Origin of the sequence: Algoriphagus sp. A40, from assembly GCF_002002735.1 — a bacterium.
Taxonomy (GTDB): domain Bacteria; phylum Bacteroidota; class Bacteroidia; order Cytophagales; family Cyclobacteriaceae; genus Algoriphagus.
Genome location: NZ_MUNY01000072.1, coordinates 68,108 through 83,214, shown reverse-complemented (window position 1 = coordinate 83,214; position 15,107 = coordinate 68,108). Strand labels below are relative to the sequence as shown.

General features: G+C 43.2%; 11 protein-coding genes. 2 read left to right on the top strand and 9 right to left on the bottom strand.

The window, feature by feature from the left end; translation table 11 throughout:
- The first annotated feature begins 21 nt into the window (after positions 1-21).
- Both B0E43_RS17915 and B0E43_RS17910 read left to right on the top strand, forming a co-directional pair.
- Positions 22-330 (top strand): nucleotidyltransferase family protein, encoded by a 309-nt coding sequence (locus B0E43_RS17915; RefSeq protein ID WP_077352318.1) that lies wholly within the window; start codon positions 22-24, stop codon positions 328-330.
- The gene (locus B0E43_RS17910) at positions 320-658 is read left to right on the top strand and encodes a DUF86 domain-containing protein (protein WP_077352316.1); all 339 of its coding nucleotides are present in this window, start codon (positions 320-322) and stop codon (positions 656-658) included. Before B0E43_RS17915 ends, B0E43_RS17910 begins: the two co-directional genes overlap by 11 nt.
- A gap of 83 nt (positions 659-741) precedes the next feature.
- Here the strand turns inward: B0E43_RS17910 and B0E43_RS17905 are convergent, their stop codons facing one another.
- From B0E43_RS17905 to B0E43_RS17865, 9 genes are all read right to left on the bottom strand, one after another.
- Entirely contained in the window at positions 742-4,365 is a 3,624-nt protein-coding gene (locus B0E43_RS17905) for an amidohydrolase family protein (protein ID WP_077352314.1), read from the bottom strand.
- Positions 4,366-4,516: 151 nt separating this feature from the next.
- Positions 4,517-5,266 carry a DUF6090 family protein gene (locus tag B0E43_RS17900; RefSeq protein ID WP_077352312.1) on the bottom strand — a complete coding sequence of 250 codons (750 nt, stop codon included), beginning with the start codon at positions 5,264-5,266 and terminating at the stop codon, positions 4,517-4,519.
- 17 nt (positions 5,267-5,283) lie between these two features.
- Complete coding sequence (locus B0E43_RS17895; protein WP_077352310.1) at positions 5,284-6,324, bottom strand: adenylate/guanylate cyclase domain-containing protein; 1,041 nt, start codon at positions 6,322-6,324, stop codon at positions 5,284-5,286.
- 1 nt (position 6,325) lies between these two features.
- On the bottom strand, positions 6,326-6,706 hold the full coding sequence (locus B0E43_RS17890; RefSeq protein ID WP_077352308.1) for a response regulator: 381 nt from the start codon (positions 6,704-6,706) through the stop codon (positions 6,326-6,328).
- Between the two features lie 16 nt (positions 6,707-6,722).
- Positions 6,723-8,048, bottom strand: coding sequence for a sensor histidine kinase (locus tag B0E43_RS17885; protein ID WP_077352306.1), 1,326 nt, complete (start codon positions 8,046-8,048; stop codon positions 6,723-6,725).
- A 32-nt stretch (positions 8,049-8,080) separates the two neighbouring features.
- A complete protein-coding gene (locus B0E43_RS17880; RefSeq protein ID WP_077352304.1) occupies positions 8,081-8,461 on the bottom strand; it encodes a response regulator in 381 nt (126 codons plus the stop codon).
- Positions 8,462-8,467: 6 nt separating this feature from the next.
- Positions 8,468-11,716, bottom strand: coding sequence for an ATP-binding protein (locus B0E43_RS17875; protein WP_077352302.1), 3,249 nt, complete (start codon positions 11,714-11,716; stop codon positions 8,468-8,470).
- Between the two features lie 104 nt (positions 11,717-11,820).
- Positions 11,821-13,599 (bottom strand): patatin-like phospholipase family protein, encoded by a 1,779-nt coding sequence (locus B0E43_RS17870; RefSeq protein ID WP_077352300.1) that lies wholly within the window; start codon positions 13,597-13,599, stop codon positions 11,821-11,823.
- A 142-nt stretch (positions 13,600-13,741) separates the two neighbouring features.
- Positions 13,742-15,106 carry a sensor histidine kinase gene (locus tag B0E43_RS17865; protein ID WP_077352298.1) on the bottom strand — a complete coding sequence of 455 codons (1,365 nt, stop codon included), beginning with the start codon at positions 15,104-15,106 and terminating at the stop codon, positions 13,742-13,744.
- Position 15,107 lies beyond the last annotated feature (1 nt).

Here is a 15,107-nt window from a genome sequence, read left to right as displayed (position 1 = left end):
CAAAATTCACTACATTTAAATATGATTAGCCAAATAAGAGACCATAGCGAAGAGATAAAAATGATTTGCAAGGATCATTTTGTTTCAAAGTTATTTCTATTTGGGTCTGCTGTTAATGGTGTATTTAAACCTGAAAGTGATCTTGATTTTGCAGTTTTATTTTCCGAAAAATTAACTCCTTTGGAACATGGAGAAGCATTTTTTTCGCTACAAAATGCCTTGGAAAAATTGTTTGGTCGAAAGGTTGACCTTATTTCTTATCGAGTAGTAAAAAATCCAATTTTCAAAGAGGAACTCGACAAAACTAAAATCACACTCTATGCCGCCTAGAGAAGTTTTGAAGTACATTTTGGACATTGAATCGGTAATTGAAGAACTTGAAAAAGTGGTTGAAATTCACCAAAGCAATTATTCAAAATTCTCCGCAAACTTTATGGCTGTTCGCACAGTGGAAAGGGATCTAGAAATTATTGGAGAAGCTATCAAAAAGATCCTCCACTTAGATCCAAGCATAAAAATCAAAAGTTCAAAAGACATTATTGGTTTGAGGAATATGATAGTACACGCCTATGACTCTATAGACCCAACCACACTTTGGAAGATTGTAATTATGGATTTACCCGAATTAAAAAAGGAAATGGAAGAATTGAAAGGGTAATTTTTAATTTTGGAGCCCACTTTATCTAAGCATAAAAAAAACCAGCTCAATCGAGCTGGTTTTTTGTTTTTCCAATTTCAATTTTAGTCCTGCACGCTGGTAGTCACTGTCGGAGTGGCTTTAGTCCAGGAGCTGACATCCAGTTTTCTAGGAGTTGGTAGGACTTCGTCCAAAGTATTTCCATCATACACTCGTCCGTTTTTCACCACATGCGTGATGGAATTGGTATTTCGGATATTTTCCAAAGGATTTTTATCCATGATCACCAAGTCGGCCAATTTTCCGATTTCGATGCTTCCAAGATCCTTGTCCAGACCGAGAGATTCCGCGCCTAGAATGGTCGCTACTCGCATCGCATCGAGATTGCTCATTCCTCCGCTGGCCACTGACCAAAGCTCCCAGTGGTAGCCCAATCCTTGCAACTGGCCATGAGATCCAATACCTGCAAGTCCACCCTGAGTCACGATTGAATTCACTCCCTTGGCGTGTTTCTGGAAGACGTGATCTTCGGGTGCAAACCAACCTCCAAGTCCTCCTGCTCTTCTTCTAGCTTTGGAGTTAAGTTCATTGTACGGAGTAAAGCGGTTCAGCTTCGGATCGTGAAGTGGACTTTCAGTGGTGTAATAAAAGTTTTCTGCCCAAGGCCCGCCGTATGCCACAAGCAAAGTCGGTGTATAGGCCATTTTACTTTCGGCAATGGTTTTGGTCACATCACTATAAAGCGGATGAATCGGAATCGCGTGTTCATGCCCTGGATAGCCATCAAATAACTGTGTCATGTTGAGTTTGTAATCCAAGCCACCTTCCGTGGTCGGCATCAGTTTTTGCTCATTGGCAGCCATGATTACCCACTGACGATGCTGTCTGTTACCCACCAGATACATCTTGATGTATTGGGTGTTGTAGTATTTGCTGTATTGCTTGAGGACATTTTTGGTTTGATCCAAAGACTTCATGTTGTACATCCAATAGCCGACACCCGGTCCAGTGGAATAAACTCTCGGCCCTGGTACCATCCCGGCTTCGACCATATCACCGTAAGTCAAGACGTCAGTAGTTGCCGTCTGAGGGTCTCGGGTGGTCGTTACTCCATAGGCTAGGTTTGCGGCATAGATCCACACTGAATTTTTGTGTAAACCCCAGGTTGGCCACATATGCGCGTGAGTATCAATGAATCCAGGTGTAATCGTTTTTCCGGTGGCATCGATGACTTTTGCATTTCCGGCATCCAGGGTACCCGTAGGGCCTACAGCTTTGATTCGATTATTTTCTATGAGAATATCCCCGTTTTCGATGACTTCGGAACCTTTCATGGTTACGATTCGGGCATTTTTGAGGAGTATGCTTCCGCTAGGAGTATCCTTGGCAAAGAAGACTTTAACCTGATTTTCAGCCGGCTTGTAAGTTTCCTTTTCTTTCAGCTGGGCTTTGTGAATGCTGTCAGCTTTGAATAATTCTTTATCGGCTTTGAAAAGGGAATCGATTCGTTTTTTATCTGCTTTCGCAAGAGAGTCTGCAAGTTTCACCGCATCGTCACCCTGTGCTTTCAAGGCCGAAACACTGTCTGCATCTGCCAACATTTTTAACTTTTTAGCGGTTTTGACAGAATCATCCACAAAATCAGCCCGATCGATGTCATAGACCCAATGTCCGTTGCCAAGAGACCAATGCACTTTTTTGCCACTTGCTTCCCATGCCGGCCATTCCCCTCCTATTTCAGTAAGCTGGCGAGCTGGAAAATTGCTGGCCGCTGGTTCTGCAACATTGATGGTGGGGACTTTGCCGGCAGAAGGAATGGTGATCACATAGACGTTATTGTTGACTTGTGCCAAAGCTTTATTTCCAACTGGTGCCATATAAATGGTACTTGCACTGGCAGGCATCATTTGAGGTTCACGGGAATTGGAACCCTCAGGAAGCATGCAATAATTCACTGCATCTGCATTGGAAATTGGCTTGCCCATCACATAACGAACTGTAGAGGCTTCCTCCAGACTTGCATGTTCATGATCAGAATGCGGATCTGCAGCCGATCCGAAAGGAGTGATTCCTGTAATTCGAGCGTAAATTTTCTCGTCTGTTCCGTCCCACTTCACGCTTAGTAAGGCACCACCTGGTCCGTTTAGAAATATTCTGGTCGTATCCTGGGTGAAATGCGGATTGCCATTGTTTCCGGCATTCATGATTTTTCGGAATGCACCACCCGAGGCTGGCATCCAAACCAACTCTGCCTCTGCGCCACTTATTCCTGGTCCTTCTGCTTCCTGAAGCAGTCGGTTGGATCCTTTGTAGACAAGGATCTTGTTGTTTGGTCCCCAAACCGGAGTATAGTAAAGTGCAGATTCAGTTGTTAATTTGGTGACTCCACCTCCGATAGCTGCCTTAAAGAGATGACCGCCAAGTTTTTCGTCCCAGGTGGTGAACACTAGCTGCTTACCGTCAGGACTCCAGGAAGGCATCGCTTCCGTAAATTGGTTGCTGGTGACACGGGTTGGATTGCCGTTTGGATAATCCATCACATACAATCGGTTGAGTACGGTGAATGCGAGTTTTTTTCCGTCAGGAGAAGGTACCGCATCCCGGATTTGTGTTGCAAGTTTTGCCGTCGTGTCTTTGATTTCGTAGTTGAAATACAGCCTTGGACCCATGGCCAATTTGACATCTGCTTCAAAAGGAATCTCGACCGCTGGACTTCCATCAACGGAAAGTTTCCAGATTTTGCCGCCATAGGAAGCAATAATGGACTTGCTGTCCGGTGTGAAAGCCATGGCAGGAAGTACCCCCTGTGGGGCGATGGATTCCTGTTCATCACGCTGGACGGGATAAGCAAGCCATTTTTCCTCACCCGTTTTCAGATTTCGAAGTACAAGTCCTGTTTTGTCCTCCCATCGTGATCCATATACCATCCACATTCCGTCTTTGCTGAGCGTAGGTGTAAAAGCTGATCCGTAGCGGGAAGTAATGCCGGTGATTTCCCCTTTTTCAAAATCATAAGTTCCGATTTGGTACTGGGGCAAAAGTGCGTTGTAATTCCAAGATCCAAATCTCTGGGAGAAATAGACCTTTTTTCCATCCGGACTCACAAAGGGGTCAATGGTTTTCATGGTGGCAGGATTTTCATTCAGCTGAATGCCTCCTCCGCCGTCTTTGTGGTACATCCAGAGTTTGGCGATTCTACGTCCTTTGGAGACGATAATGTACTCTCCATCCGGTGTCCAATGTGCCCCTGGAACATCTCCATTTTTGTCTTTGGTGACTTGGACAGTGTCCTTTTTCACCATATCAATGTACCATAGGTTATCACTGCCGGCTCGGTCGGAGGTGAAAAGGATTTGGTTTCCGTCAGGAGAATAGCGGGGATGGGTTTCGTAAGCAATTCCGCTTGTAAACGGAGTGGCTTTTCCGCCTTCAATGGGAACAGTGTAGATGTCTCCCATGAGATCAAATGCAATGGTCTTGCCGTCGGGGCTCACATCGACACTCATCCAGGTACCTTCTTTGGTGGTAAATTTGACTTCTCGCTCAGGCTTGAGAGGAAGGTCTTTGAATTTAGGGTAGTTTAGGCTGTCTTTTTTTACACTGTCAGTTTGATCTTTGACTTCCTTTTTCAGGGGAAATAAGTCCCCAGCCGGATTGGGAACCAAAGAAGCAAAACTGACCGAAGCACCAAAAGCAACCAGTAGTGCGGGTTGGAAAAGTTTTCTCATATTAAATAAGTATTTGGGCAATTAATCTACTCGGAATCTTTGGGAATTTGCAAATCCCGACCCTTATCAACCTTTAAATAGATCGCATTCGGACATTTTTCTGGTTGGTTTCACTAAAAAACCAACCAGTGATAAAAAGAAACCATTAATTTCAGGGATTGTCTGATGCGGTTTCCAATTCTTCATCAATCAACAGAATCAATCGATCCATCGGTGGAAGAAGGCTTTCTAGGCGTGATTTGGTGACATAGGTGTTGTTTTTGTGAATTTGAATCAATTGTAGAAACTCCTCCCTGTTGATTATTTTTGGGTCTAAGATTTTTCCCTGAATTATCTTCTCGCCACTTCCTCTTTGGATGATTACACGTTGGGTCAGCTTTTCTACCAATGCGTTTTCAACCGGATCTGCTTCTGCAAGTTTTTCAAAAATCTTTTCAGACCGGGGGATCAAAAATTCATAGATATCGGCCATTTGGGACCTGATGGAATCATTGGAGATTTTGTCAATCCCTCCGGATTTTATGGATCCATAGGCTCCGGCATTGTATTGGAACAATACATCAAACCTCAAGTCGGCAAAGTATTTATTTATTGAGTCGAGACTCTCCTCCTGAGTCTCAATCATTTCAAGTAGCCGATTGGCCGCAGCTTGCTTATTGGTCAGCCTTGGAATCTGTGTTGAAAAATACCTGTGATCTTTTTCCAGCGTCTTTTTAAGTTCCAAAAGCATTTTGAGTTCGTATTGCCTGGTTTTTCGGATCTCATTCCAGGTATTGATCTGGAGGGCGATTAAAATTCCGATCACAACCAAAAATATCTCTCCTATCGCATAGGCCAGATATTGCATGATCCGGTTTTGGTGAAGAAGCTTTTGGCGGATTTTTCGAAAGAGCGAAACCATAAAAATCAGCGGGTGGTCTAGCTCAATACCTCAAAAACTGTTACTGGATTGGCCTTATTTTTCAATGGCATTTCGCCGATGCGGTTAAACTTGAAGGTATCCTGTACCTGTGCTTGGCAGTGGTCCATGATTAAAATCTGTCCGGGATTGGCTTTTGACTGTAGCCTTGCAGCCACATTTACTGTATCGCCGATCACAGTATAATCCAGGCGCTTCAGGGATTTGGACCCGATGTTACCTGAGACCATTTCACCGGAATTGATCCCGATAGAAACTTGAGGTTTGAAATGGGTAGTTACTGAATACTCAGGTATGACTTCCATTTTGTCACGAATGGCAATGCAGCTTGTAATGGCTCTTTGGAGATGATTTGGTCCCTGAAAGACAGCCATTACTGCATCACCGATAAACTTATCCACACTTCCTTTTTCATCGATGATTTCTCTGACCATGAGATCAAAGTATTCGTTGAGCAAGCCGACAACGGTATTTGGGTCTTCGTTTTCGGAAATTCTCGTAAATCCACAAAGGTCTATAAATGCCACCGTGCCTACTATGGTTTCATTTTCCATCAGGGCCGCCTCAATTTCTTTTCCCCCCATAAAACTCAGCACGGTCTCATCCACATACATTCGGAGAATGTTATTTTCCCGGATAGCCTTGATATTGGATTTGATCTGATTGATGTAGTGCAGTGTTTTTTCAACGGTGATCTCCAAGTCTTGAAAATCTACCGGTTTGGTGACGAAGTCAAACGCACCTAAGTTCATCGCCTTGCGGATATTTTCCATATCTCCGTAGGCCGAAATGATCACTGTTTTTAACAGGGGATTTTGTTCTTTGGTATTGGACAGCAAGGTCAGGCCATCCATTACTGGCATATTGATGTCGCTGAGAATCATGTCCACATCGGGATTCTCTTTTAGAAGATCAAGGGCCAGCTGACCATTCAAGGCAAAGTACATTTCGTACTCTCCCGAACGAATCTTTTGTCTGTACTTCTGGCGGAAGAGCATTTCCAAATCTTCCTCATCATCCACTACCAGGATTTTTGCCATTCTATTTGTCAGTAAGCAATTCTGCTATTTCATTTTTGAGGGATTCAAAATCCACCGGTTTGGTAAAAAATCCTTTTGCCCCGGATTTGATGGCTTTGTTATAATTTTCTTTGTCACCATAGGCTGAAATCATACTTACCTGAATGTGGGGAAATCTGCTTTTGATATTTTCCAAAAGCTCCAACCCACTCATTCCGGGCATGTTGATGTCTGAAAAAACATATACCACGTCAGGTGAGCCTGATTGGCCCAAATAATCCAGCGCTTGTTGTCCTGAAAAAGCGAATTCAACCTCGAGCAGTTTACTTTTTATTTCTCTTCTGAATTTCTGGAGAAACATGATTTCTACATCCTGCTCATCATCTACAATTAAAATTTTCATGCGAAAAAAGTTAAGTTTAATTTATTGGTAATTCAATCCTGAATCGGGTAAATTCTCCTACCGATGATTCAATTTCCAACGAGCCAAGGTGAGATTTGATGATATCGTGGGTAATACTCAATCCTAACCCAGTTCCCTCAGTACCTTTTTTTGTAGTGAAAAAAGGCATCAAAAGTTTGTCTCGTATTTCTTCCGGAACACCCGGTCCATTGTCCTCCACCTCGACCAAGACCTTGTTTGGTAAGTTCATGGTTCTGATTTCTAATTTAGCTTTATAATCTGATCCTACCACACTTATTTTGTCGCGCATAGCATCAAAAGCGTTTTTTATCAAGTTGAGTACCACTCGACTAAAGTCCTCAGCATTCAATGAAACAAGTCCAATTGTTTCATCCAAATCCAACCGAATATCAACATTGATCGGATTTTTGTTGGCCCGCATGCCATGAAAGGCCAGATTGGCATATTCCCGGATTAAAGCATTTAGATCGGTGGGTTCTACGGTGCCAGCCCCACCTCGGGAATGCATCAGCATGGACTTGACAATGCTGTCTGCCCGTGATCCATGATGTCTGATTTTGCCGAGATTGGATTTGATATCATGCAACAATTCTTTGATGTTTTCCTTTTCCGGACTTTCTGCAGTTTTTTCCAACTCTACTTCGATCTCGTCAATAAAATCTGTGCTGAGTTCGGAGAAATTGTTGACAAAATTCAATGGATTTTTGATTTCATGGGCGATGCCGGCTGTGAGTTGGCCCAATGAAGCCAGTTTTTCCTGCTGGATGAGCTGGTCTTGGGTTTCTTTCAAGGTTTGAATGGCCTTCTCAAGCTGGGCATTCTTTTGGGCCAAGTCGGCGGTTTTTTCACCGACAAGTTTTTGAAGAGCTTCATTTTTTCTGACCAGCTCATTTCGGTGCCAAGTATCCCCTTCTGAATTTACCGCCTGTGAGCCATGCCAATGAACCAGTTTCCATTGGTCATCCATGTATTCAAACACTATACTGAACCGCAAGGGAAGAAAGGTTTCTTCGGTACCGATTTTAATGGTGATGGTAAAATCATACGAATAAAAGGCGGCATTTTCCCGTGCAAAAATCCGGCTGTGGATGAGGCTGGTTTTAAATTTCAGATCAAGGCCTTTGGATTGGACCTGCTGATCGGCAATCAGTTTTTTTAACCCTTCGAGCCCAAGAATTTTTTCATCCACGGTTGTGCCAAAGCCCATCACATCCGAAACCACAAAAGCATCAATGGAATCCAGCGGAAAATTTACCTGAACGATCATATCCAAGACTCTCTGAACTGTATCTGATAGAAGTTTCTCCTTGATCGCGTCCATAATTTTCCTTCCGGAAATAGGTTTTGTTGAGATTATTGGTTTTTGACCATTTCGGCGATTTCTGTTTTCAGGCGTTCAAAATCCACCGGCTTGGTGAAGAATCCTTTCGCGCCTGAATTCATGGCCCGGTCGTAGTTTTCACTGTCACCATAGGCTGAAATCATGCTGACCTGAATGTTTGGAAAGCGGGTTTTGATCTGATCCAACAGCTCCAAACCGCTCATTCCCGGCATATTGATGTCGGAGAAAACATAGACAAATTTGGGAGGGTTTTCTTCTCCCAAGATGTTCAAAGCTTCCTTGCCCGAAAAAGCAAAGGCAAGCTCAATCTCGCCTGATTTGATTTCCTTTCGGAACTTTTGGCGGAACAATGCTTCCACATCTTTTTCGTCATCAACAAATAAAATTTTCATAGGTTTTTAGTTTTTGTTTGGTAAAAAAATGATGAATTGCGTGCCTTTGCCCAATTGGGAGTGGATTGTCAGCTTGCCCTCGTGTCGCTTAATTATATCATGGGTAATACTTAGCCCAAGCCCGGTTCCCTCAGTTCCCTTTTTGGTAGTGAAGAAAGGCTGAAGAATTTTGTCCTGAATCTCTTCCGGAATCCCGGGGCCATTGTCTTTAAAATTAATTTCGACTCCATCAGCCAGGGATTTGGATGTAATTGCCAGCTCTGGGGTGTATTTGTTTTTTTTGGTTTCCTCCAATCCCATTTTTTCACGCATGGCATCGAAAGCATTGTTGCACAAGTTGAGGATGACACGGCTAAAATCATCTGTGAAAAGAGGGATTTCACCTATTTTTTCATCCAATTCTAAAGTGATTCCTACGCTAATTGGATTTTTGGAGGCGCGCATGCCGTGGAATGCGAGATTGGAAAATTCCTGAATCATTGCATTTAGGTCGGTCGGCTCCATTTTCCCACTGCCGCCGCGACTGTGAAGCAGCATGGATTTCACAATATTGTCGGCTCGAGTTCCGTGAAGATGAATTTTAAGCAGGTTGCTTTTGATATCTTCTGATAGCGCCAAGGCTTCGTCCTTATTGTCATTCTGAAGCTCCTCTCTCATATCATCTATAAGCTCCATACTCACATCTGCGAAGTTGTTGACGAAGTTGAGCGGGTTTTTGATCTCATGGGCGATGCCTGCGGTGAGTTGTCCGAGAGAAGCCAGTTTTTCTTGTTGAAGGAGCTGTTCTTGGGTGGCTTTTAGGTTTTGATAGGCATGCTCGATTTCCCGGGCATGTTCTAGTTCTTTTTGTCTTGCCCGTTCTTTTTCGATGGCAACTAGTCGCCCAGACTGGATTTTTACCAATCCGAACACTAAAAGTCCGAATGCAAGGACATAAAGGAAATATGCCCACCAAGTGGCATACCAAGGAGGGAGGATGATGAATTCATAGGAGATTTCATCCGAAATGGAATTATAGATGTTTTTTGCCCGGACCTTGAACTTGTATGTTCCGTGCGGGAGATTGGTGAATTCCCGAAATGAATTTTCTTCCCATTTCCCCCAATCCTGATCAAAACCCTCCAAAAAAGTCTGGTATTTGGTCAGTTTCTCTTGAATGTAAAATGGAGAAGCATAGGCAAATTTGATGGAATTGTTTTTGAACGGCAATTCATGGCGGGGGTCATCCTCAAGTTGGATTTCATGGTTTAAAGTATCCGCATTGGCAATAATCCGGTTGAAATAAACTGGAAAAGGAATTTCTGTGCTGACGGCTTTTTGATTGTCAATTCGGATTAGACCTTGATCTGAACCTAACCAGATCACCCCGCTGGGCTCGGAATAAAATGCAGATATCACCCGACCGGTAAATAAATTTATCGGGAAGTCCTGCAAGGTATAGGTGCCGTCTGGATTGGGTATGGCGAGCTTTCGTTCGTTTTTGAAGTCGATCAGCACACGTCCCAAAGCATCGCTTTGCAAGGCATAGGAGTCTAAATTGATATCTGCAACCTCATCAGAAAAACTAAAAACCGTATCCTTCACAAATGCATTTTCGGTTTTGTCGAAATGATAAAAGCCATTGATTCCGGAGGTATAGATTTTACCTTTGACCTTGGATACTCGTCCTGCAAGGCCTGGAACTCCGTCAGCTTCACCGAATTGTCGGACGGTTGTATTATTTAAATCAATATTTCCGGAGGCTGTTTTTGCCCAGGCAATTTGGAAAACGTCACCCGATTGGGTCCCTCCCCAAAGATTTCCCTCTGAGTCTTCTTCCATAGTATAGATGTACCGCTCTATTTTGTTTAATCCACCGATGGCTTCGTATTGATAAGTTTTGTTGGAGGAAAGAGTTCTTTTCAAAACCTGGATGCCAAAAGAACCACTTAGAAAAACATAACCAGGATGTTTTTCTGAAACCAGAATGCGAAGAATTTGGAAACTTTCTGTTCCTCTGACCAATTCGGAATTCCCACCTTTAATGGCGTAAATTCCCACATTACTGGAAAGCACCTGATCTCCATCCACCTGCAGATCGAAAATCTGTGAATTGGGGATTCCCTCTACTTTTTTGATTTTCCCATCCGACTTGTCCAAATAAAGGACACTCGAAGATCCTCCCAGGTATAAATTTCCATTGGAAGCATTGAGGGATAAAAGGCTGCCTAGGTCATGTTCTGTTGAAACAAACCGAGTCAGGGGAGAAGAAATCTCGATTTTGGACAGTCCGTTATTTGTACCTACCCAAAGGGTGCCTGCTTCATCAAGAAACAGCGAATAGATACTGTCATCAATCAGGCCATTTTTCGTGCTGAATTTACTGATGATTTTGCCCCCTTGGTCCATGATGAACACTCCATGGTCAAGTATTCCCAAGGCATAGGTATTGTCGGAGAGTTTGATACCCTTATAGAGACTTCGGTCATTAAATAGGGAATCAAATTCTGTTTCAAAAGGGTTGAAATTCTTACCGTCAAAATGAAAAAGGCCGCCGGAAAATGCTCCCACTAAAAACTCTCCCGGTTGCCCAAAAGAGAGCAACACTTGCACCCGGTTTTTACCCAGAAACTCGCTTCCGGGGATCAATTCCAGTCCGATGTTTTGCTGACGGTACAGCCCCAAATCCATCTGGTGGGCATAAAAGATCCCATCTACTGCGAAGGAATACATAAACTGGGTATCAGGTTTCCAGATTTCAATAGAAGGTTTTTGCCCTTCAGTTTCTGGAGTATAGATGAAAATGGCTTCTCGGGCTTGGAAATAGATTTTCCCATCCAATTCCTGAATAGACCAGATATCATTGAAAACAATTTCCTCAGTGAGTAGGTGTAGTAGAGAAATCTGTATCGTATTTCCGAATTTATCCTGTGACAAAAAACCAAGATCTCCCAGAGAACCATAATACAATGTGCCAGACTTGGCTTTATGGATGGCTCGAACATTGGTATTAAATCCTTTTATTGGAGAAATCAGCAGATCCCAGTTTTTGCTGTCATACTTGAGGATCCCAATACTTGTCCCAATGTGGATATAGCCTTTTTGGTCCTGACCGATACTCCAAATCTGCTGACCACCGGTTCCGAAATCGGTTGCCGAATAATTCGTGATTGTCGGGATTCCCTGTGAGGAGTTGATTTGGGATAATCCTTTGATTTGGAGTAAGGAATAAAGGGTAACAAACAAAAAAACCTTCCTAAAGAATAATTTTTGCATAAAAATAATATGGGTTGGACTATTTCTTGAAAATAGGAAAAAGTTCTTGATTGATAGGTACTTATCATGAATTCTAATCCATGCCAAAGAATTTTTTCAATCGGTCACCAAAATCGCTCGTTTTTTGGAATGTTTTCTAGGGCTTCTTTCATTTGATCGTGACCTTTTTGGACTATTTGCTTCCATTTGGTATCATCCATCATGCCGATACCCTTAAGTTCCATTTCAAGGTAAATCGCCACACCTGACTTACTCATTTCTTGCTTTTGTCGGCTGTTTAATGTTAGCGAATTGACCAGAATGGAAGTTATCCCAGGGAGCCTGTACTTATTCTTTCCGGTGATTTTGTCCCAAAGTATGCTGGTTGAACTTGGGGTTTCATCAAACTCTACCGGACGTGATTTCAGTTGGGTAAGTGAAATAGCAATGATATGCCTGACTGGATACTTGTACATGGTTTCGATGGGTAGATTGTCCACCACGCCGCCATCGACATGAAGCTGATTGTCGATCACTACCGGAGGGTAAATGCCCGGAATGGCGATACTTGCCTCGATCTGTTTCCAAGCCAAGCCTTTGTCATGAATCCGCGAAGTTGCATTGGAATAATTAGTCGATACACAATAACTCCCTACCCAAAAATCCTCCAAGTGCGTATTCCCCATTATTTTTTTGATGTAGTTGCTCATCTTTTTTCCTGACATAATGGAGATGATGGGGAAAGTTAAATCATTTTTTGTCAGTTTGCTTTGAGCGGAATCTTTGCTGTAGAAGTCGATTTTCTCCTTATCAAAATCACAATAAGCAGCAGAAAGACCATAAAGTGCACCTGCACTTGTGCCTCCTAAAAAGTCAATATCTACTCCTTCTTCGCCTAGAGCTTTGATCACGCCTAAATGTGCAAATCCTTTGGCACCCCCTCCGCCTAAAACCAGCCCGATTGCCTTGTTGGCCAATATCCGCGCAAAACGGCGAATGTCTGGGCCGTGATTTTTCCGATAGTGGATGTGGAGGTCAATTTTTCGGTCAACAAACCACCGCCTTGTGCTTTCAGGAAATTTTGCTTTTTCGGGGTGAAGTAGGAGCAAGTAGATTTTTTTGTTGAGGATGTTTTGTGAATACAGATCGAGGTGCTTTTCAATCTCATAGATTTCAGTTTTCCCATAAAAATCTGTCGCCAAAACCACGAGATCCGCATAGATGATGCATTGTTTTGACCAATTCATATCAGCATCGCTGCAAACCAAAAAGTTCAACCCCTTGTGTTGTTCCAAGGTGTCATACATTACCTGGGTTTCCAGATTGGCATGTGAGTCATGGTCCAGTATTTGGATACTTACATCGAGAGACTCAAACTCTTTTTTGACCGCTTCCGTGTAGTCGGAGATATCAATTTTCGATTGTAGATTGATGACTGCAATGTTTTTTGCTGAGGTCTCCAGGTGTTGTTGAAGCGCATTCCGGCGGTGTCTGTTTACAACAAATCGGGTGAGTTTGCTGGAAAATTCCGGGTGTTTGGAGACAATATCCAAGTACTGGGTTTCTTTGAGTTCCAACACGATTGATTTTCGGATGGCGACTACTGATGCGGATCGGGGCTCTGCCATAAAGAGCGCAAATTCCCCAATCGGCTCACCTTCTCCAATATCACCTAAGGCGTGCAATGAGCCGTTCTCTTGCTTTGCCAAGGCTCTGAATCTGCCGGAGATCACGATGTAAAGTGAATTATCCTGGTCACCTTGGTGAAAAAGGAAAGTTCCTGTTTCTAGTTCTGAAGTCCTTCCATTTTCCAGAATTTCTGTAAGTAGGTTCTCTTCGAGGTTACCAAAAAGTCGGAGAAGAATTTTTTTGTTATGTTCATTCTTGTTTTGAAGAGAATCCACTTTCAGAGCAGTTAAGAGTTGGGATTACAGTTGCTTGATATAAAAATTGAGTTTAGTCTAAAATAGGAATTAATTAAAATCGAACAAACCAACATTTTGCAAGAGGATGATTTTAAGTTTAAGAAGATAGCCGTTGAACCGGTCAAGGTTTTGCTTTAGGCAACAAAATTCGAAACCTGGTGAATTCACCCACCGTTGATTCGATGTCCAATTTTCCCTCGTGGGACTTGATGATGTCGTGGGTGATGCTGAGCCCAAGTCCGGTTCCTTCGGTTCCTTTTTTAGTGGTGAAAAATGGCATCAGCAGTTTGTCCCGAATCTCATCTGGTACACCTGGGCCGTTATCCTCCACTTCAATCAGAATCTGATCTCCCAAATCTTTGGTTCGGATCGTTACCTTGGCCGAATAGTCACTGCCGAGGGCATTAATTTTATCCCTCATGGCATCAAAGGCATTTTTGACCAAGTTCAGAATCACCCGGCTAAAGTCTTCGGCGTTGAGCTTGACCTGGGGCAAGTTATCGGCAAGTTCCAATTGAATGTCCACATTGATGGGATTGGGATTGGCGCGCATTCCATGGAATGCAAGGTTGGAGTACTCCCTGATCAGCAAATTAAGATCGGTAGGATCCATGGTACCGGTTCCACCTCGTGAATGCATCAGCATAGACCGTACAATACCGTCAGCACGAGAACCGTGATGCCTGATTTTCACAAGATTTGATTTAACATCTTCCAATAGGTCGAGGATATTTTGCTTTTCCGGACTTTCGGAAATTTTCGCCATTTCTTCCCCGATTTCCTCAAGAAAGTCTACACTCAGCTCTGAGAAATTATTGACAAAATTGAGCGGGTTTTTAATTTCATGGGCGATACCAGCCGTTAGCTGGCCGAGGGAGGCAAGTTTTTCTTGCTGAATAAGTTGTGCTTGGGTGGATTGGAGATCGTTGAGGGCTTCCTGAAGTTCCTCCTTTTGTTTTAGGATTTCTGAGGTCCGCTCAGCCACCAAGACTTCCAGCTGACTTTTTTGCTCTTCGGTATTTCGGAGTTGTCTTTCCTGTTCTTTTGAGATAATCCGCTCGATCTCAATTTCCTTCATTTGCTTTCGGTGATTCAGCCACATGGTCACCGCCCAGATTAGGGCAAAGAATCCGGCTGCATCGAGGTAATTTTCAAGGATATCAAAGACCGCCGGACTGATGGTTTTGATCAGGTATTCCAAAAGCTGGACCCCAATGATCGGCAAAGGAGTGATGGCCAATGTCTTTTGGTAATCCAGCTCAGGGGTATTTAGAATCAGGTAAATAATTCCTCCAACCAATACAAAGGAAAGCAGTTGAAAAAGGATCTCAGGGGGTGCCTTTGCTATTCCCAAAGCAATCAGGATGGCAGCGGCAATCATCCCATATTTGAAATACCTGTTGAGGTTCTCAGGAAACCCTTGGGGGCCGGCACTTTTTTTTAGGTAATAAAGAAGGAAAAGAGAGATCAGGTTGACCAGGATCATA

Excerpts from the sequence above, each read along its gene's own strand:
- B0E43_RS17915 (WP_077352318.1), top strand. The coding sequence starts at position 22 with ATGATTAGCCAAATAAGAGACCATAGCGAAGAGATAAAAATGATTTGC.
- B0E43_RS17910 (WP_077352316.1), top strand. The coding sequence starts at position 320 with ATGCCGCCTAGAGAAGTTTTGAAGTACATTTTGGACATTGAATCGGTA.
- B0E43_RS17905 (WP_077352314.1), bottom strand. The coding sequence starts at position 4,365 with ATGAGAAAACTTTTCCAACCCGCACTACTGGTTGCTTTTGGTGCTTCG.
- B0E43_RS17900 (WP_077352312.1), bottom strand. The coding sequence starts at position 5,266 with ATGGTTTCGCTCTTTCGAAAAATCCGCCAAAAGCTTCTTCACCAAAAC.
- B0E43_RS17895 (WP_077352310.1), bottom strand. The coding sequence starts at position 6,324 with ATGGCAAAAATCCTGGTAGTGGATGATGAGGAAGATTTGGAAATGCTC.
- B0E43_RS17890 (WP_077352308.1), bottom strand. The coding sequence starts at position 6,706 with ATGAAAATTTTAATTGTAGATGATGAGCAGGATGTAGAAATCATGTTT.
- B0E43_RS17885 (WP_077352306.1), bottom strand. The coding sequence starts at position 8,048 with ATGGACGCGATCAAGGAGAAACTTCTATCAGATACAGTTCAGAGAGTC.
- B0E43_RS17880 (WP_077352304.1), bottom strand. The coding sequence starts at position 8,461 with ATGAAAATTTTATTTGTTGATGACGAAAAAGATGTGGAAGCATTGTTC.
- B0E43_RS17875 (WP_077352302.1), bottom strand. The coding sequence starts at position 11,716 with ATGCAAAAATTATTCTTTAGGAAGGTTTTTTTGTTTGTTACCCTTTAT.
- B0E43_RS17865 (WP_077352298.1), bottom strand. The coding sequence starts at position 15,106 with ATGATCCTGGTCAACCTGATCTCTCTTTTCCTTCTTTATTACCTAAAA.